The organism is Phyllobacterium sp. OV277 (genome assembly GCF_900104355.1).
Taxonomy (GTDB): domain Bacteria; phylum Pseudomonadota; class Alphaproteobacteria; order Rhizobiales; family Rhizobiaceae; genus Phyllobacterium.
The window spans coordinates 148,521-165,556 of record NZ_FNIY01000007.1; the positions used below are offsets into that span (position 1 = coordinate 148,521).

Annotated in this window: 20 protein-coding genes; 9 read left to right on the forward strand and 11 right to left on the reverse strand. The window is 53.7% G+C overall.

Features of this window, described 5'->3' with window-relative positions:
• Nucleotide 1: 1 nt before the first annotated feature.
• The 4 genes from BLU05_RS20150 to BLU05_RS20165 all read right to left on the reverse strand — a co-directional run bounded on the left by BLU05_RS20150 (nucleotide 2) and on the right by BLU05_RS20165 (nucleotide 4,528).
• Nucleotides 2–1,162 carry an amino acid ABC transporter permease gene (locus BLU05_RS20150; protein ID WP_091883986.1) on the reverse strand — a complete coding sequence of 387 codons (1,161 nt, stop codon included), beginning with the start codon at nucleotides 1,160–1,162 and terminating at the stop codon, nucleotides 2–4.
• 2 nt (nucleotides 1,163–1,164) lie between these two features.
• Nucleotides 1,165–2,361, reverse strand: coding sequence for an amino acid ABC transporter permease (locus BLU05_RS20155; protein WP_091883989.1), 1,197 nt, complete (start codon nucleotides 2,359–2,361; stop codon nucleotides 1,165–1,167).
• Nucleotides 2,362–2,470: 109 nt separating this feature from the next.
• On the reverse strand, nucleotides 2,471–3,499 hold the full coding sequence (locus BLU05_RS20160) for an amino acid ABC transporter substrate-binding protein (RefSeq protein WP_091883991.1): 1,029 nt from the start codon (nucleotides 3,497–3,499) through the stop codon (nucleotides 2,471–2,473).
• Nucleotides 3,500–3,730: 231 nt separating this feature from the next.
• Entirely contained in the window at nucleotides 3,731–4,528 is a 798-nt protein-coding gene (locus tag BLU05_RS20165; RefSeq protein ID WP_091883994.1) for a phosphatase PAP2 family protein, read from the reverse strand.
• A gap of 141 nt (nucleotides 4,529–4,669) precedes the next feature.
• Here BLU05_RS20165 and BLU05_RS20170 point away from each other — a divergent pair, with 141 nt between their 5' ends.
• The 3 genes from BLU05_RS20170 to BLU05_RS20180 all read left to right on the forward strand — a co-directional run bounded on the left by BLU05_RS20170 (nucleotide 4,670) and on the right by BLU05_RS20180 (nucleotide 6,709).
• The gene (locus BLU05_RS20170) at nucleotides 4,670–5,854 is read left to right on the forward strand and encodes a cystathionine beta-lyase (RefSeq protein WP_091883997.1); all 1,185 of its coding nucleotides are present in this window, start codon (nucleotides 4,670–4,672) and stop codon (nucleotides 5,852–5,854) included.
• Nucleotides 5,855–5,901: 47 nt separating this feature from the next.
• Nucleotides 5,902–6,267: a hypothetical protein gene (locus BLU05_RS20175; RefSeq protein ID WP_091883999.1), complete on the forward strand. Its 366-nt coding sequence runs from the start codon at nucleotides 5,902–5,904 to the stop codon at nucleotides 6,265–6,267.
• A gap of 61 nt (nucleotides 6,268–6,328) precedes the next feature.
• The gene (locus BLU05_RS20180) at nucleotides 6,329–6,709 is read left to right on the forward strand and encodes a CopM family metallochaperone (RefSeq protein ID WP_175540682.1); all 381 of its coding nucleotides are present in this window, start codon (nucleotides 6,329–6,331) and stop codon (nucleotides 6,707–6,709) included.
• Between the two features lie 61 nt (nucleotides 6,710–6,770).
• Here BLU05_RS20180 and BLU05_RS20185 read toward each other — a convergent pair whose 3' ends face one another.
• Nucleotides 6,771–7,121 carry a BRA0787 family protein gene (locus BLU05_RS20185; RefSeq protein ID WP_227986882.1) on the reverse strand — a complete coding sequence of 117 codons (351 nt, stop codon included), beginning with the start codon at nucleotides 7,119–7,121 and terminating at the stop codon, nucleotides 6,771–6,773.
• Nucleotides 7,122–7,500: 379 nt separating this feature from the next.
• Here BLU05_RS20185 and BLU05_RS20190 point away from each other — a divergent pair, with 379 nt between their 5' ends.
• Nucleotides 7,501–7,827 carry a hypothetical protein gene (locus tag BLU05_RS20190; protein WP_091884002.1) on the forward strand — a complete coding sequence of 109 codons (327 nt, stop codon included), beginning with the start codon at nucleotides 7,501–7,503 and terminating at the stop codon, nucleotides 7,825–7,827.
• Between the two features lie 71 nt (nucleotides 7,828–7,898).
• On the opposite strand, the gene BLU05_RS20195 is transcribed toward BLU05_RS20190, so the two are convergent.
• Nucleotides 7,899–8,717, reverse strand: a complete 819-nt coding sequence (locus BLU05_RS20195) for a hypothetical protein (RefSeq protein WP_091884003.1) — start codon at nucleotides 8,715–8,717, stop codon at nucleotides 7,899–7,901.
• A gap of 778 nt (nucleotides 8,718–9,495) precedes the next feature.
• Here BLU05_RS20195 and BLU05_RS20200 point away from each other — a divergent pair.
• The 5 genes from BLU05_RS20200 (at nucleotide 9,496) to BLU05_RS26575 (ending at nucleotide 11,450) form a co-directional block, all read left to right on the forward strand.
• Nucleotides 9,496–9,675 carry a Flp family type IVb pilin gene (locus BLU05_RS20200; protein WP_091884006.1) on the forward strand — a complete coding sequence of 60 codons (180 nt, stop codon included), beginning with the start codon at nucleotides 9,496–9,498 and terminating at the stop codon, nucleotides 9,673–9,675.
• 110 nt (nucleotides 9,676–9,785) lie between these two features.
• The gene (locus tag BLU05_RS20205; protein WP_091884008.1) at nucleotides 9,786–9,965 is read left to right on the forward strand and encodes a Flp family type IVb pilin; all 180 of its coding nucleotides are present in this window, start codon (nucleotides 9,786–9,788) and stop codon (nucleotides 9,963–9,965) included.
• 179 nt (nucleotides 9,966–10,144) lie between these two features.
• Nucleotides 10,145–10,618 (forward strand): hypothetical protein, encoded by a 474-nt coding sequence (locus tag BLU05_RS20210; protein ID WP_244518444.1) that lies wholly within the window; start codon nucleotides 10,145–10,147, stop codon nucleotides 10,616–10,618.
• Between the two features lie 77 nt (nucleotides 10,619–10,695).
• The gene (locus BLU05_RS20215) at nucleotides 10,696–11,064 is read left to right on the forward strand and encodes a hypothetical protein (protein ID WP_091884013.1); all 369 of its coding nucleotides are present in this window, start codon (nucleotides 10,696–10,698) and stop codon (nucleotides 11,062–11,064) included.
• A gap of 251 nt (nucleotides 11,065–11,315) precedes the next feature.
• Entirely contained in the window at nucleotides 11,316–11,450 is a 135-nt protein-coding gene (locus tag BLU05_RS26575; RefSeq protein ID WP_255784423.1) for a hypothetical protein, read from the forward strand.
• A 1-nt stretch (nucleotide 11,451) separates the two neighbouring features.
• Here the strand turns inward: BLU05_RS26575 and hutH are convergent, their stop codons facing one another.
• From hutH to BLU05_RS20240, 5 genes are read right to left on the reverse strand one after another with little or no spacing between them, the layout of a single operon-like run.
• A complete protein-coding gene (gene hutH / locus BLU05_RS20220) occupies nucleotides 11,452–12,924 on the reverse strand; it encodes an HAL/PAL/TAL family ammonia-lyase (RefSeq protein ID WP_091884016.1) in 1,473 nt (490 codons plus the stop codon).
• On the reverse strand, nucleotides 12,921–13,922 hold the full coding sequence (locus BLU05_RS20225; protein WP_091884019.1) for an ornithine cyclodeaminase family protein: 1,002 nt from the start codon (nucleotides 13,920–13,922) through the stop codon (nucleotides 12,921–12,923). Before BLU05_RS20225 ends, hutH begins: the two co-directional genes overlap by 4 nt.
• Before the next feature lie 14 nt (nucleotides 13,923–13,936).
• Nucleotides 13,937–15,259 carry an LLM class flavin-dependent oxidoreductase gene (locus BLU05_RS20230; RefSeq protein WP_175540683.1) on the reverse strand — a complete coding sequence of 441 codons (1,323 nt, stop codon included), beginning with the start codon at nucleotides 15,257–15,259 and terminating at the stop codon, nucleotides 13,937–13,939.
• On the reverse strand, nucleotides 15,256–16,287 hold the full coding sequence (locus tag BLU05_RS20235) for an LLM class flavin-dependent oxidoreductase (RefSeq protein WP_091884024.1): 1,032 nt from the start codon (nucleotides 16,285–16,287) through the stop codon (nucleotides 15,256–15,258). Before BLU05_RS20235 ends, BLU05_RS20230 begins: the two co-directional genes overlap by 4 nt.
• Nucleotides 16,287–17,024, reverse strand: a complete 738-nt coding sequence (locus BLU05_RS20240) for a DUF427 domain-containing protein (protein WP_091884026.1) — start codon at nucleotides 17,022–17,024, stop codon at nucleotides 16,287–16,289. Before BLU05_RS20240 ends, BLU05_RS20235 begins: the two co-directional genes overlap by 1 nt.
• Nucleotides 17,025–17,036 lie beyond the last annotated feature (12 nt).

Below are 17,036 nucleotides of genomic sequence, written 5' to 3' on the forward strand. Positions count from 1 at the left end.
CTTAGTGTTTATGTCCTGTATCCAGCCTGCGTTCCATGAAGATGGAATATCGCGACATGCCGAAACAGAAAATCCAGAAGACGAAACCGGCGAAAATCAGACCGGAGATGGGGGTTTGTGGCGATGCCCAGTTGGCATCATTAAAGTGCTGACGCACGGTTCCGAGCAGATCGAACATGCTGATAATGGAAACCAGCGATGTATCCTTGAACAGACCGATGAACGTGTTGACGATCCCCGGGATCACCATTTTCAGCGCTTGCGGCAGAATGATAAGGCCGGTTTTCTGCCAATAGCTCAATCCGAGCGAGTCAGCACCTTCATATTGCCCTTTCGGGATTGCCTGCAGACCACCGCGCACCACCTCAGCCATATAGGCCGAAGCAAAGAGTGCCACGCCGATCAGTGCGCGTAAAAACTTGTCAAAGGATACGCCCGGCGGCAGGAACAGTGGCAGCATATAGCTGGCCATAAACAGCACCGTCACGAGCGGAATGCCACGCACCATTTCAATGAAAATGACGCAGAGCATCTTGATAACAGGCATTTTCGAACGCCTGCCCAAGGCGAGAACAATACCGAGCGGCAGCGACACGGCAATGCCCACAAAGGAAAGCACCAGCGTGACGAGCAAGCCACCCCAGGTCGCCGTTTCAATGTAAGGAAGACCGAACCAGCCACCGACCAGCAGGAAGAAGGCGAAGATCGGGAAAATGAAGAAAAACACGATCGCATTGGCGGTCTTGAACGGAGCTTTTGGCGTCAGCAACGCAATCAACAGCAGAGAAAAGATGATGCCAACAAGATTGACACGCCAATGCTCTTCCAGCGGATAACGGCCATACATGAACTGGTTGAAATTGGCATTCACGTAAGCCCAGCAGGCGCCTGACCAGCCATCGGGCATGACACCGCCCTGCGCGACAGTCGAGCAGACTGCCCGGTCCGCACCGGACCATGAGGCCTGAATAAACAGCCAGTTGATCATCGGTGGTACGAACCACGCCAGAAGGAAAATGGCAAAGACCGTCAATATGGCATCAATAGGCGTTGCCATGAGGTTGAGCCTGATCCAGCGGACGATGCCCCGCTCACCCAGAGGTGGTGTCTGGCCCTGCAGCATTTCGGTACGAACGAAACTCAGATTGTTGCTATCAGCCATGATCAGCGCTCCACCAATGCCATCTTCGCGTTAAACCAGTTCATGAAGAGCGATGTCAGCACACTCAGACTGAGATAAACGATGATGAAGATGGTTACGACTTCGATGGAACGGCCAGTCTGGTTGAGGATTGTTCCGCCGACGGCAAAAAGATCAGGATATCCTACCGCCACGGCCAAAGATGAATTCTTGGTCAGATTCAGAAATTGACTGCTCAGTGGTGGAATGATGATGCGCAGAGCCTGTGGTACGACCACGAGCCGTGTGGTTGTACCGGCGCGCAGTCCGAGGGCATGGGCCGCTTCGCTCTGCCCCTTGCCCACACCGCGAATACCGGAGCGCACAATCTCGGCAATGAAGGATGCCGTATAGAAGGAAAGCGCAAGATAGAGCGACATGAATTCGGGGCCGACAAGCGAACCGCCGCTCAGATTAAATGAGCCGAGCACAGGACGGTTGAAGGTCAGCGGAAAGCCTTTGAGAGCAAAAGCCAGAAGCGGCAGTCCGATAATCAAGGCCAAGCCTGTCAGGAGAACAGGGAACTGCTGTCCTGTCGCCATTTGCCGTTTATAAGCCCAGCGGCGGACAAAGAATGTGCCTATGATGGCTAGGATAAATGCGGCACCTGCCAGCCATGCACCTTCACCAAAAATCGGTACGGGAAAGAAGAAACCGCGATTGTTGAGGAACGTGCTGAACGGCAATGCAATGCTCTGCCGTGCTTGCGGCAAGACAGCCAAAACACCGGAGTACCAGAAGAAGATAACCAGCAGTGGCGGGATATTACGGAAAACCTCGACGTAAACGGTGCAGAGCTTGCGAATAAGCCAATTGTGCGAGAGCCGTCCGACGCCAATAATAAAACCGATAATGGTCGCGGTGATGATACCGACGACGGCGACCAGCAATGTATTCAAAAAACCGACATAAAGCGCGTTTATGTAGGTGGAGTCGCTCGAATAGCTGGTGAACGGATGAGAACTGATATCAAACCCGGAGCGACCGTCGAGAAAACCGAAACCTGTTGCCAGGTGGGCGCGCTGCAGATTGGCGATTGTATTGTTGACGACCCAGTAGACCAATCCCACCAGTACAACCAGAACCACGACCTGATAAATGTAGCCGCGAATTTTCGGATCGTTTAAAAGTGATGCTTTGGCACTATCTGTACCGACAGGCGTAATATCCTGCGATGCCATTGACCCCTCATTTCTTTAGTTCGTTTTTTATTTTTATTATTTTTGTAATTGTTTTCCCGGAAAGGAGGCAAAGCCCCCTTCCCGGATTTCAAATCAATCAGTTAAAAAATCAGCGGATCGGCATTGCGTATTGCAGGCCACCCTTGCTCCACTGAGCATTGATGCCGCGGGCAATCTTGAGCTTGCTGCCTGCACCGACATTGGACTCGAACAGTTCGCCATAATTGCCGACCGCCTTGACGATCTTGACGACCCAATCATTGGTCAGACCGAGGTCCGTTCCAAGCTTGGTGTTGGCTTCCTGACCAAGCACGCGCTTGATTTCAGGGCTGTCGCTCTTGGTCAATTCATCAACATTGGCCTTGGTGATGCCGAGTTCTTCAGCGGTCAGCAGGGCATAATGTGTCCAGCGGATAACGTCAGCCCACTGGCTGTCGCCCTGACGAACGACGGGGCCCAGAGGCTCCTTCGAGATAATTTCAGGCAGAACAACGTGATCATCCGGCGCAGAAAGTGTCAGACGGATGGCATAAAGGCCCGACTGGTCGGTGGTGTAGACGTCGCAACGGCCGGCATCATAGGCGGCGTTGACTTCTTCAAGCTTCTCGAACACGACAGGATTGTATTCCATCTTGTTCGCCTTGAAGTAGTCGGCGAGATTGAGTTCGGTCGTTGTACCGGCCTGAACGCAAACCGATGCACCCGAAAGCTGCAATGCGGAATTGATGCCCGACAGCTTCTTGGCGTTGATCATAAAGCCCTGACCGTCGTAATAATTGACACCGGGGAAATCAAAGCCCTGCGTGTCGCGGCTCAGTGTCCATGTGGTGTTGCGAATCAGAACGTCAATCTCACCCGACTGCAAAGCAGGAAGACGATCCTTGGCGGAAAGCGGTGTAAACTTTACCTTGGTTCCATCGCCAAAAACGGCGGCGGCAACGGCACGGCAATAGTCAACGTCGAAACCGGACCACTCACCCTTGTCGTTTGGTGCGCCAAAACCAGCAAGACCTGTGTTTACGCCGCATTGCACGAAGCCTTTTTTCTTAACGTCATCAAGCGTGCCAGCGGAAGCAGCGGAAGCCAGCAGGACCAACGCAGATGCCCCCAATACGCCCTTCAAAACAAGATTTTTCATAACTACCAAACCCTTTAATTGTTGCCCGTGGTTCCCAGAGAGGAATCTTCCATATTGGCGGGTTCCCCCCGTGCCCTTTCAAGGCTCCAACATGTCTCCCATTCACCCCTGTATCGAAGGGCATTCTGTGAGTTTGGTCAAGGGATAATCTTTGCCCAATATTTTTGCAGAAACAGCCGAATAGCTGCTTCTTGTTGAAGTTTTCGATTATTTCTTGTTCAAAAACTCAAATCAGCGCCAAAACCGGTCGCGAAAACGCAAAATCGGGAAGAATCGAGTGCCGTCGAACAAAAAGGCAGCGCGGCGTCCGGCAAGGAATCTGGCAAGGGCGAGGGTGAAGAGGAAGCCGACGGTGTAGCCGGCAACCACATCCGTCGGATAATGGGCCCGCGCGATGATGCGCGTGAAGGCAATAAACATGGTTGCCAGAATGATCGGCACCCGCCAGCGCGGAAACCATAGCGCGAGAATGGCGCCAACAGCACCCATTGTGGTTGAATGCCCCGAGGGAAAACTCGCGAAATCATACCCGGCCTGAAATGGTGAAAACCCATTGGCGCCGAGGGTATCGATAAATTTCGGCCGGGCACGCCCGATACAGAACTTGGCAATATTCGTCAGAATTCCTGACAGGGCCACAGCCCAGAAAGCAAATGTTGCCTGTGCATAAATCAAGCCCAGGCGCACGCGCCGCGCATGGGGCAGATTGCGCCAGTTAATGCCAATCAGGCACACCGCAATGAAGAATGCCGGGATCAGGTACCACTGGGACAGACCGATATCGGTCAGCAGCCGCATGGAGCTTAATGGCCCCTCATGCGATGACAGATTGCGTGAAAGAGGATCGTCGAAAGGATGCAGCAGGAGAATGAAGAAAAATATCAGCACCGCCGCCATCGACATGCCGCCGGTCCATACGGCAGGTGTGTTCGGATGGGCAGGCGCTCGCATGCGTCGCAAAAAATTGACGATCGACCTGTTCGCGCGTCTTATGCCTGACAGGGATTGTGAATTGGCGGCATCCGTCATTGTTTCTCCAATTTGCCTGAACCTAAACAGGCTAACTGTTCCTCATCCAGTATGACTCGACTGTTGCAACGGGAACGTCGTGGCATTATCGACTTCTCGCAACACTTACAATTGTCATGCATCGCAATGCGGAGAATATCCATGGGCAAAGAGTCTGATAAGATGGCAAAATTCGGGATCAACACGCGTCTGGCCCATGGCGGCTATGATCCGCGTGATTATCACGGTTTTGTCAATCCGCCGGTTGTTCACGCTTCGACCGTTCTTTTCCCTGATGCGGAAACCATGGCGAGCCATAAGCAGAGATATGGTTATGCAACGCATGGCACGCCTACAACCGATGCGCTGTGTCAGGCAATTGACGAGTTGGAAGGCTCATTCGGCACCCTGCTGGTCCCATCGGGCCTTGCAGCTGTAACCATTCCTCTGCTTGCGTTTCTGGCACCCGGCGATCATTTGCTGATGGTCGACAGCGTCTACGGCAACACACGTTATTTCTGCAATACGATGCTGAAACGCTTGGGTATCGAGGTCGAATATTATGACCCGCTTGTTGGCGCTGATATTGAAAAGCTCATCCGCCCCAACACAACAGTCGTCTTTACCGAATCGCCGGGCTCCAACACATTTGAAATTCAGGACATTCCAGCGATCGTTGAGAAAGCACACGCGGCAGGGGCCATTGTCATGATGGACAATACCTGGGCGACGCCGCTTTATCTGAAGCCGCTGGATTTTGGTGTCGATATCTCCATCCATGCGGCAACAAAATATCCATCAGGCCATTCGGACATTCTCATGGGCACCATCTCAGCCAATGAAAAATGCTTCAAGCGGCTTGATGACGCCTATACGGCCATCGGCCTGTGCGTTGCTGGCGATGATGCCTACGACGTTCTGCGCGGTTTGCGTACAATGAAGCTGCGTCTGGATCAGCATGGCAAAAATGCGCTTGAAATCGCCCGCTGGCTTGAAAAACAACCCGGTGTCATCGAGGTCTTGCATCCGGCTCTTGAGAGCCATGCCGGACACGCCTTGTGGAAACGGGATTTTTCCGGTGCTGCTGGCGTGTTCTCCATCGTTATCGAGGGCGAAACAAAACAGGCCAGAGCTTTCCTCAACACGCTTGATATTTTTGCGCTCGGCTATTCGTGGGGCGGCTATGCAAGCCTTGCGCTTCAGGTCAATCTTTCGGACCGGGTTCTGACCGGCAAGAAATATGCGGGAGCGCTTATCCGCCTGCAGATCGGTCTCGAAGATACAGAAGATCTCATCGCTGATCTCGAAAAAGCCCTCGCGGCAGCCAAAGCGGCGCAACAACAATAAACAGAAGGTGATTTCGCGTTTGGGATTGTTCTTGCTATGACAAAGCCATGAGCAGGCTTGCCATTCTTCTGACCTTCCTCACAGCCTTTTCCGTCGGTTGGGTGCCCGTATTTGCGGCGCCTGTCCGGCTGGCAACGGAAATGACAGCACAGGTTACAGACCAAAAGCCAATGGCAGGCCATGCCCATGCCTGCGCGGGCGACCAAAACCATTGCATGGGTACGGCAAAAGCCCCTCATCCAGCCCTTTGTTCCGCCTGTATCGCCATTCCTGCTATCGCACTCATCACCATTACGACACCATCCACACGGATGGTGGTTCCGCATGGAACGGAGTTGCCGCTTGTGGCACAGGCCAGCGCGCCCCTGTCACCCCCTCCCAAACCGCAATTGATCGCTTCCATTTCCATTTAGCGCACGGGCGAACGGGTCATAGCCTGTGCTTGTCTGTCTGACCCAAGGAAAGATCAATCCAATGAAAATGACTACTTTCTCCGCCACTATCCTCGCTGGTGTTCTGGTTATTGCCTCCCCTGCATTGGCACAGGACCACAAGATGATGAAACACGACGCCATGGCCATGCAGCCAACCGGCGATCAGGGCCCGTCATCGAAGGCCTTTGCTGAAGCAAACGCCAAAATGCACAAGGACATGGCCATCAAATTCACCGGCGAAGCCGACAAGGATTTCGTCCGCGGCATGATTGCCCACCATCAGGGCGCTATCGACATGGCCAAGGTGGAGTTGAAATATGGCAAGGATGAAGAAATCCGCAAGCTAGCGACGGATATCATTGCCGCGCAGGAAGGCGAGATCAAGCAGATGAAAGCCTGGCTCGCCAAGCACGGCAACTAGCCGCCAAATAAATTACCCGCCGGGTCAGTCCGGCGGGTAGCTTAAAAGCTTCCGATAATTCTCAGGAGGCGTTGTGATGCTGCATCTCGAAGGAGGCAGCGCGTTTCTGCATGCTGAGTTCCCATAGGCTATGGGCGGCATCGGCATAGGTTGATGTGCCAGCTCTGAATTCTGCTGAGCGCAATGGCAGCAAATCTTCCACGACTGCCAATGTTCTGGCTGGAAGAATATCCGTACAGGTCCAAAGACGCCGGAACACGGCGCTGATTACAACCTGTCTGTCATTGACCTCAATCTGAGGCTCATCACTCCCGAGCTCCCAGTCCTCCAAAGCATCGATGGCGTCCTGAAAGGCACTATGCAATATGAAGGGCGCATGGCCCTCGTGAAGTGGGTGCAGCAAACCAGGCATTCCTGTCTCCTCACTCTTGTGTTGCACTGCCGGGGGCTCCCGGAAACAGAATCATAAGGGCGAGTGGGCGGGATCGGCAAGACAAAACTTTAATACAAGACCGATTAACTCGACATTTCTGATTAAATCGAGTTTTCACTACAGTTTTAAGTATCGATATTGATATCTTTATTATGAAAACCCCTGCAAACTATTGATAATATTTGCTTATGATTCAAACGGTTTAAAGTCTGGCTGGAAACATTTGCCGTTCCCCTGCCTCTGACGCGACCAGAGGGCTTGCGACAGTTCGGCAACAACAGATTCGAGCTGACATCTTGCCAAAACCGCGTCATTGGCCCATTCATGTCCCGCTATTCGTGATCGAGGATATTGGCACATGACGACAAAACACCTTCCGGTGATTATTCTTGCGGTACTGCTTGCCGGTTGCGGCAACATACAGGGGCAGCTTGACCGCGAAAAGATTTCGTCGTTGCACTATGACACAACCGAGTGCCCTGCCCTGATTTCCCAGAAGAATGCGGCAATGGCACAGATTAGCCAGTTGACCAATGGCAAGGGTTATCAGGACCCTGATGTGATCACCGGCTTTGGGCCAATTCTCCCGGATTACCGCACTGCCAATCAGAAGAAGGCCGGCGTGCTGCAGGGTCAGGTTGATTCCATGACCCGTTCAATCGCCAGAAGAAAATGCGCTGGCTGACCGCCGCGGCGCTGCTCTGGTAATAAAAAAATGGCCCCTTGCGGGGCCATCTCTGTTTTATCCGTTTGATCTCATGTGCCGCGAAGCATCTTGCATAGCGCAACGAGAGAACTGTCATAGCTCATCGAGTTCGATGAAATCTCCGCACAACGGATTCTCAACTTCATGCGGTCCTGTGCAGTAAGGCCTGCCAACCTCGCTGAAATGACGCTGGATTTCACACCAGTGCCTGGTTTGACACCACCGCCGGGCGTTGTGCCTCCACCAATAATTCCGCCACCGATAATTCCACCACCGGGATTGGTTCCTCCAGGATTTGTACCGCCCGGATTCGTACCACCGGGGTTTGTGCCGCCTGGGTTGGTTCCGCCGCCAATACCAACGCCGACGCCGACGCCGATACCGCCAGTTCCACCAACATTGGCACCAACACCTGCACCAATACCATTCGAACCAATACCAGCACCGAGGCCTGCGGATACACCACTGGTACCGCCAACATTGGCACCTGCTCCAGCGCCGATGCCGGTTGATGCAACGCTTGCGCCAGCACCGGCCGTCACACCATTGGCACCGCCCACATTGGCGCCGACGCCTGCCTTGACGCCGTTACCAACTTGCGCGCCTGCACCGGCATTAACGCCATTTGCACCGCCGATAGAAGCGCCTGCTCCTGCTGCAATACCCTTTGATCCGCCAACAGACGCATCCGCGCCCGCCTTGATGCCACCGATGTTAGCGCCAATGCCAACGCCAAGGCCGCCATTCTTTGAGCCTCCCACCGAAACGCCGCCCACTGATAATCCTCCGGCGAACGCTGACGTGGAAATAACTGCAAGTATTAAGGAGCTGGCGACGATGCAGCTCGTCTTTTTATAGAACTTACTCATTACAACCTCCCTACCCATTTTCTTATGTTGTCCAAGCCGTAAAACTGAAGCTTAGAATATTTCTATATGCATTATTATTTGTGATTTATCAATATAATTGTTGTAACTGAAGTTTACATTCCGTATTCATCATACTATTTCAAATAAAAATAAAACAAAGACTCCCATCTGGCGAATCCAGATTACAATATTAAGCAAAATTACGTGTTTAAAGCCCAACTAGATACGTATTTTCTTGCATTAACCTCCTACACTCGACACACACCAGAGACTGGCCGTCGCCTTTAGGAAGCAGCTACGATTTCTTTTGATTTTTAGTTTCGCTTTATGTAAAAATTTTTATTTAGATTTTTATTAAAAGATGGATATCAGTACATGATAATTTTTTACAATAACAATATTTTCCATATAAATACGTAACTGTACTTCTGGTATTACACGTTGATGGAGGATTTAGCCAAGAATGATGCTGAACCGCTGCGGCGGCGACGGGGTCGTTAAAACAGCTTTCTAGACTTTTCCAGGCATCGGCGGAAAAGAGTGATAATTGCTTTCTCTACAGCAACATCAAACCAGTACCAACAATAGCGATGCACACTACATTTGAAATTCTATTTTTATTAAAATCCTCAAGACAATGTAACCAGAGATTAAGCAAGAAGACTGGTGACTATTTGCTAACCAGTTTCTTTAAGTCAGCCGCAATTGTTGAAAGCCTAAGTTCACGACGGTTCAACGAAACCGCGTCAAACGCAACGCTTCAACAGGGATATAAACAATGACAACTCTTTTCACACGTTTTCTCAAGGATGAGTCCGGCGCAACAGCGATCGAATACGGTCTGATTGCTGCCCTCATCTCCGTCGGCATCATTGCTGGCGCTACTTCGCTCGGCACGAGCCTCAGCGGATTGTTCACCAAACTCAGCACTAAGCTCGACGCGACTGTAGTCAAATAAGCATCTATCTGGGGCTGGCTGCCGAGCGGGCAGCCCCGTTCCCCTTTGAGCATCGTTCACAACGGTTCAACGAACCATGTCAAACGCAACACTCAACAGAGATACAAATCATGACAACTCTTCTCACACGCTTTCTTAAGGACGAGTCCGGCGCAACCGCGATCGAGTATGGCCTGATCGCTGCCCTCATCTCCGTCGGCATCATTGCTGGCGCTTCCTCGCTCGGTACCAGCCTTGGAACACTATTTACCAACCTCGGCACCAAGCTCAACGGCGTAACTGTTCCATAAGCATGCATCTGGGGCTGCCTGCCAAGCGGGCAGCCCCAGATAATATTGATTTTTTTACTCAAGTATATTGTTCGCAGATCAATATTTACAATTGATGCAAAAGCTTGTTTCGTTTCTCCGGTTTGATTCAGAATAACTCTGAACAAAACTGATTGGGGGACGGCATCATGATCTTTGGCATGACCTATTATACTTTCTTCCACGTACTCATCAGCCTTGTCGGCATCATATCAGGACTTGTTGTTCTCGCGGGCCTGTTGAATTCCGACAGGAAGGATGGCTGGACGCTGATCTTTCTCATTACCACCGTCGCGACCAGTCTAACCGGATTTGGATTTCCCTATAGCGGATTTACACCTGCCATCGGCGTCGGGATCATTTCCATTGTCTTTCTCGCCGCCGCAATCGCAGCGCGTTATCCCTATCGCCTCGTGAATTCGGCGCGCTGGATTTATGTGGTGACCGCAATCATCTCGCTTTACCTCAACGTTTTCGTGCTGGTCGCCCAGTCCTTCCAGAAGATACCACCGCTCAACGCACTCGCCCCTACCGGAACGGAGCCACCTTTCGCCATTGCTCAGGGGATTGTGCTTGTTCTGTTTGTCATTGCCGGATTTGCATCGCTTCGCCGCTTCCATCCCATTATCCGGTAGTGCAAAACTCTCCCAAACGCTCGACAGCGGCATAAAGACCGATTAAATCTTGACCGCAATTTTGGGGGAGTTCTTTTATGAAATCGATCTATCTTTCGGCGGCGTTTTTGCTCGCCATGCAAACCGTGAGCCACGCGCAGCCAATCGACAGTTACACGGCAAGGCTTAGTTCGACCGATCATTTCAATTCCAACGGTCAAAGGCTGGACAGCGCCGCGGCGATTATCCGTCAGGACCGTGCCAATTATTATGTTTATGGCAATCGGGATGCCGAGGATCACGGGGACAGCTTCTTTCGCAGCAAAGAAAATCGCGCCCGTCTTGAAAGCATGCTCAATCGTGGCAAATTCACGCCGGGAGCTCGGCGTGCCATCATCAATGGCACACCGCTGATTCATGTCGACATCTACGAGGATTATATCGAGGTTGAGGTCGAATCCGATTGATTGAACGGTAGCCAGACGGCTCCCGGCCCGTCTTGGCGCAAACCAGTAACGGCATCCAATGTACGGGTGGCGGAATTTTGCTTCAAAAAACTGAAATATTAGCTCTCCCGCACCGCTCGGGTCAGTGTTATTATAAGCCTGCTGAATTGTTCTCGAATTGCCACGCCGGTCGAACGTGAATTGGTCCTCACCCCGATTGCAGGCTCAAATCCGTTGACTGTTGCCTGGCCCGGCCCATGCAGGAGAAGGCAATGGATGAGGACGACGACGAGAGAAGAGAGAAAGACGACTACGCACCCTATATGACCCCCGTATGGGGCTATCTTTTTGTTTTCATGATTATTATACCCATTGTTCTCGTTCTCGGCCGCAAGTTTGGCCGATGAGCTACCGCATTTGCAGGCGTTGCACGAGGCGGTAAACATCTTCGCCAAGCGGCCGATCTTCTTGCAGGGTCTCGGAAATGGCGCGAACCAGATCATAGGTCGGGCGCGTACCGCCACCACAGTGGTGCTCCGGCCGTAGATCAATCGCCTGTGCTGCCGCCAGCATTTCGCACGCCACAACATGGCGCCAAAGATCCAGCATCTCGGCGCATTTTGTCACTGCCAGAAGCGTCTGGGTTGCGTGGTCTTCAACGCCTTCCGAAACGGGCAGGAAATCCAGCAAAACGGGATTGGCCTTGTGGCGGATCGCCCCTATCAGGGCGGTGACGGTTTTCTGCAACGGGACAAACCCTGCCGATGCGCCGCCCACGGGCGAAAGGTAGCGTGGCAAGCCATTGCGGCTCGAACCCGTCAGCTGAATGAACCTGGCAGCACTGGCAAGCGCGGTCTGCGCAACGGCAAGTCCAAGGGTTTCGAAGGCCAGCGCCAGAGATGGCGTATGAAAATTGCCCGTTGATAGCACCCTGTTCTCATCGATAAGCACCAAGGGATTGTCTGCCGCTGCGTTGAGCTCAATCTCAACAGCTTCTGTTGCAGTTGTCAGGGCCTGCGCCAACGCGCCGTGGATCGAGGCTACGCAACGCAGGCTGAGCGGGTCCTGAATGGCGGCTCGCGCTTCATGTAGCGACGAGCCTTCAAGCCGTTTGAGAAGCTTTTCCGCTTCCTGTGCCTGTCCTGCGGCGGGACGTGCTTGCTGGATGGCTGGCGTGAGGATCAGCGGATTGCCGCCGAGCCCCTCAAAGCTGAGTGCCGCAGCATCCCGCTGCCACTCAAACAAAACAGTTGTATCGACAACAGCAAGTGCTCCCTTGCCTACTGAAACCGCAGAAGCATTGAGCAGCGACAACCCATCCTTGGGGCCAAGCGTTGAAGGTTCAAGGCCGGCCCTCGATAGGGCTTCTGTGGAAGCAAGCACCTCGCCCTGATATTCTGCCAGCCCCTCGCCGATCAGTGTCTGCGCGATGGCAGAAAGAAGCACAAGATCACCCGCACCGATGGAACCAATGGATGGCACCACGGGATGCACTTCGCTGTTCAGGAGTGCCAGCAAATCATTAAAGACATGAGGCGAGATGCCGGAGCCGCCAACCGCCAGCATGGACAATCTTGCGGCCATCACCGCGCGGGTCACATCCCGTGGCAAGGATGAGCCAACACCGACGCCGCGGCCGCGCACCAGTTGCTGCTGGAAATGAAACGTTTCATTGCCCACTGACGTCTTCAGATTGGCACCAAGGCCCGTATTCAGACCATAGATTTGTTGTCCCGTTGCCGCCACCTGATCAAGAACGCTTCTCGCTTTTGCCAGTTTGGCCGAAACCTCTGGCGTAGCCTTCACAGCAATGTACCTGCGCGCCACGGCTTCGATATCGGCAACCGTGACGCCTGCCCCTTGGAGAATGAGCGTGCTCATGCAAACCGCAGCCTTTGGCCGATATTGTTCGCCTTGGCCTTCTCAAGCATGGCATAGCCAAGCGCTATGTCGCTGAGCGACAGGCCGCGATGCCAGAACAGAATGGTCTCGCTATCGTTCTCACGCCCTGATCTGTGACCGGCAACGATCTGGCCAAGCTCCGCATGCAGCGTCTGTTCAGACAGTTTGCCCGCCTCGACATGGGCACGCAATGATCCGAACTTGCCGCCCTTGCACTGCCCCCAATCATCAACCACCAGCTTGTCCATGATGTCGGTCAGTGACAATTCCACTGCACTCATGGTCCCGTAAGGCACCACAAAGGCTCCGGGTTTGATCCATTCGGTTTTCAGCATCGGCGTTGGTTCCGGCAGGCGCGAGGCCTCGACCACAATATCCGCTCCTTCGACACAGGCCTGCCAGTTGTCAACAACGGTTATTGTCTTGCCGAGATCCTTGGAGAGCTTTTCGGCAAAGGCATTGCGGCTTTCCGGGCGGCGCGAATGCACGCGGATTTCATCGAAATCATAGAGATGATCGAGCAGCCGCACATTCCAGTAGGCTGTACCGCGCGCGCCGATATGGCCAAGCACTTTTGAGTTCTTGCGCGCCAGATGTTTGGCACCAAGCGCAGTGATGGCGCCGGTGCGCATATCCGTGATCACAGTCGCATCAAGAATGGCTTTCGGTGCGCCAGTGCGCGGATCAAACAGGTTGAGTACGCCGAATTCAGAAGGATAGTTCAGCTTGTAGTTGTCAACGAAGTCGCCAACAATCTTCACTCCGGCCAGATTGAGCGGTGCCACATAGCCACGCAACACGTTAAAATGGCCATGAAACGTTTCATCCGGCTCAAGATGCACGCGCGGCTCGATCACAGTCTCACCATTGCCCTGTGCTCTAAGCGAGGTTTCAATGGCGCTGAGAATTTCCGCATTGGTCAAAGCGAGAGCCTCGATATCGAAGGCATTCAGATAGTCGATATAGATCGGTTTCATATGGTTCTCTCTGCTCATGATATACGCGCCGGTTTTCTGACACCCAGGTTTTCGCGCAATGTGCGCCCTTCATAATTCTCGCGAAAAAGACCACGACGGCGCAGTTCCGGCACCACAAGGGTGGTAAAATCCTCAAGGCCCGTAGGAAACAGCGGCGGCATGACATTGAACCCGTCAGCCGCTCCGCCGCGAAACCGCTCCTCCAATGCATCGGCAATCTGAACGGGCGTTCCGATCAATTGCCAGTGGCCGCGCGCACCGGCGAAATGCCGGGCCAATTGGCGGATCGACAGATTTTCGCGCTTGCCAAGGTCGATAATCAGCTGCTGTCTGCTCTGGATACCATCGGTTTGCGGCATGTCAGGCAATGGCCCGTCCAGCGGGTGGTTGGACAGGTCTTTGATGCTGAGATAACTCGCCAGCAGCGCCACACCGACCTGATCGGGGATCAGCTCCTGCAGCGCATCGTATTTTGCCCGCGCTTCGCTTTCCGTCTCACCGACAATGGGTGAAACACCCGGCATGATCTTGAGATCATCGGCACTCCTGCCAAATTTTGGCAGTCGCGCTTTTACATCCGCATAGAAGGCTTGCGCTTCCTGCAAAGTCTGGGCAGCGGAGAACACCACATCGGCGGTGCGCGCGGCGAGGTCCTTGCCGACATCAGACGCCCCGGCCTGTACCATAACCGGCCTGCCCTGCGGCGATCTCTGGCTATCGAGCAATCCCTTGACGGAAAAATGCGTGCCGTGATGATCCGCCGGATGGAGTTTTGTCGGATCGGCATAGATGCCCTTTGCACCGTCGAGAATGTAGGCGCCCTCGTCCACGCTATCCCAGACTGCAACAGCAGCCTCTGCAAACTCTTCCGCCCGCTCATAGCGCTGGCCATGCGGGCGCAAGCCACTGGAAACGAAATTCTCCGCCTCCAGATCGCTGGCCGAGGTCACCAGATTCCATCCGGCACGGCCACCGCTGAGCTGATCGAGCGAGGCAAATGTTCGCGCCAGACCATAGGGCTCGTTATAGGTGGTTGAGGCCGTGGCAACGAGACCGATATGGGTGGTATTGACCGCAAGCGCCGCCAAAAGGCTGAGCGGCTCGAAGCTGGTGGAACGCGCCGCCTGACTGGCAATTTCAGGATTGCGCTCGCGAATGGCAGCGGCATCCTCGATGAACACCATATCAAACTTGGCCCGCTCGGCCATCTGCGCCAACGCGATGAAATGGCCGATATCGACACCCGCATTGGCGTGGGCATCGGGATGACGCCACGCGGCGATATGGTGTCCGCCTGCCATAAGAAAGGCACCGAGTTTCATCTGCTTCGTGCTCATGATGCGCGCTCCAGACGATCCGGATGAGCAAGCCCAAGATGGCCACGCAAGGTCAATTCCTCATAGGCGTTGCGGAAAAGTCCGCGTTGCCGCAATTCGGGTATGACCAGATCAACGAAACCGGTCACACCTTCGGGGGCAACGGGCGGCAGAATGACAAAGCCATCAAGACCAGCGGTTTCCGCCAAAGCCTTCATGCGCTCGGCAATCCCGGCAGGTGTGCCAACGATCTCAAGCGCATCGGGAATGGCATTCAGTTCGTCTGACGATGAATTGCCGACCATAGGGATGATATTCGCCAGAACCCGTACATCTTTCCGGCGGCGTCCAAAGGCGGAAAGGCTGCTGTTCAAGCGTGCGGAGAGTGTCTTTACTTCCTCGGATGAGGGAGACGGCAGAAAAATCACATCGGCAACACGCGCTGCGATCTCAAATGTATTGGCTGTCAGCACATGGCTGATCACGGGCCTACCCTGCGGCGAACGATTAACATTCAATGGTCCGCGAACGGTGAAATGCGTGCCCTTGTGATTGAGAACATGCATTTTATCCGGTTCGAAAAAGCGGCCCTGTGCCTTGTCATAGACAAAGGCATCGTCCGCCCAGCTGTCCCAAAGTCCCGATACCACATCAAGATATTCCAGATCGCGCTCGAGCTTTTCCGAACCCACGACATTCCAGCCGGTGCGGCCCTTGCTGATCGAATCCAGTGAGGCAAAACGGCGGGCAAGATTATAAGGCTCGTGCTGGTGCGTGGCAGCGGTGGAAATAAAGCCGATTTTGCCCGCCGCCGTTGCAAGAGCTGCGACCAGCGTCGTTAGCTCAAATGGCACAGCAAGAGGCGACAGGTCATTTTCAGGTCTTTGACCAAGACGATCCGCGAGCAGGACGAAATCCAGCCCGCCATCCTCGGCCTTTTTCACCTGCGCCGCCAGATGACTAAACTCAAGCGCGCCCCGGTCAGTGCCGCTTCTGCGCCATGCAGCGGGGTGATGTCCGAACGGGGTCAGGGATAGCCCGATATGCATTATTCCGCATCCCCGGTGCTGACACGGATATTGTCGATCCTTTCATTGTAGAACGAGATCAATCCCTTGATCCTGCCAGCCTCATAAAGTGGCTCCGGATAATACCAGACGATATTCTCGTGGCGTTTACCGTCGAGTTCGAAATGATAGTAGGAGGCCCTGCCCTTATAGGGGCAATAGCTATGCAGCGGGCTTTCCACCAATGTACCGGCGATCAGGTCCTCTACCGGGAAATAGTAACGGGTGATGAGATTGGTTTCGAACAGGAAAATCGCACGGTTTGTCCGGGCAACAAGCTTGCCAGCGACAAAGACTTCAACAAGACGCGAGCTGTTGATGGTGTCGATGCGCCAATGAACATTGCGCGGATGACCAAAGATTTCCTCATCCTCCTCAAACCAGCGCACCGCACTCCATGCAACGGTGACATAATCGGCGAGATTGGGCACACCTTGAGGCACGTTCTCGTAACTCCATGCGCTGTCTTCACCCGCAAGCGACCAGTAGCGCCTTGGCCCGAGCACAGGTGATGCGCCGGTTTTTGATGAAGGTTCAAGGGCGCCCTCGCGGAAATCGGATTTCGGCAGGTAGTAAACCGGGTGCCCACCGTTCTCGTAGACGACAATCGCCTTGGCGCTGTCGGCGATTACCTCTTCGCCGAGCTTCAGACGGATGCGGCGATAGGTCGGCTCAATCAGGATGGCGGGGATTTCATTGGAACGATAGCTGATGGACATAAGCACTCTCCA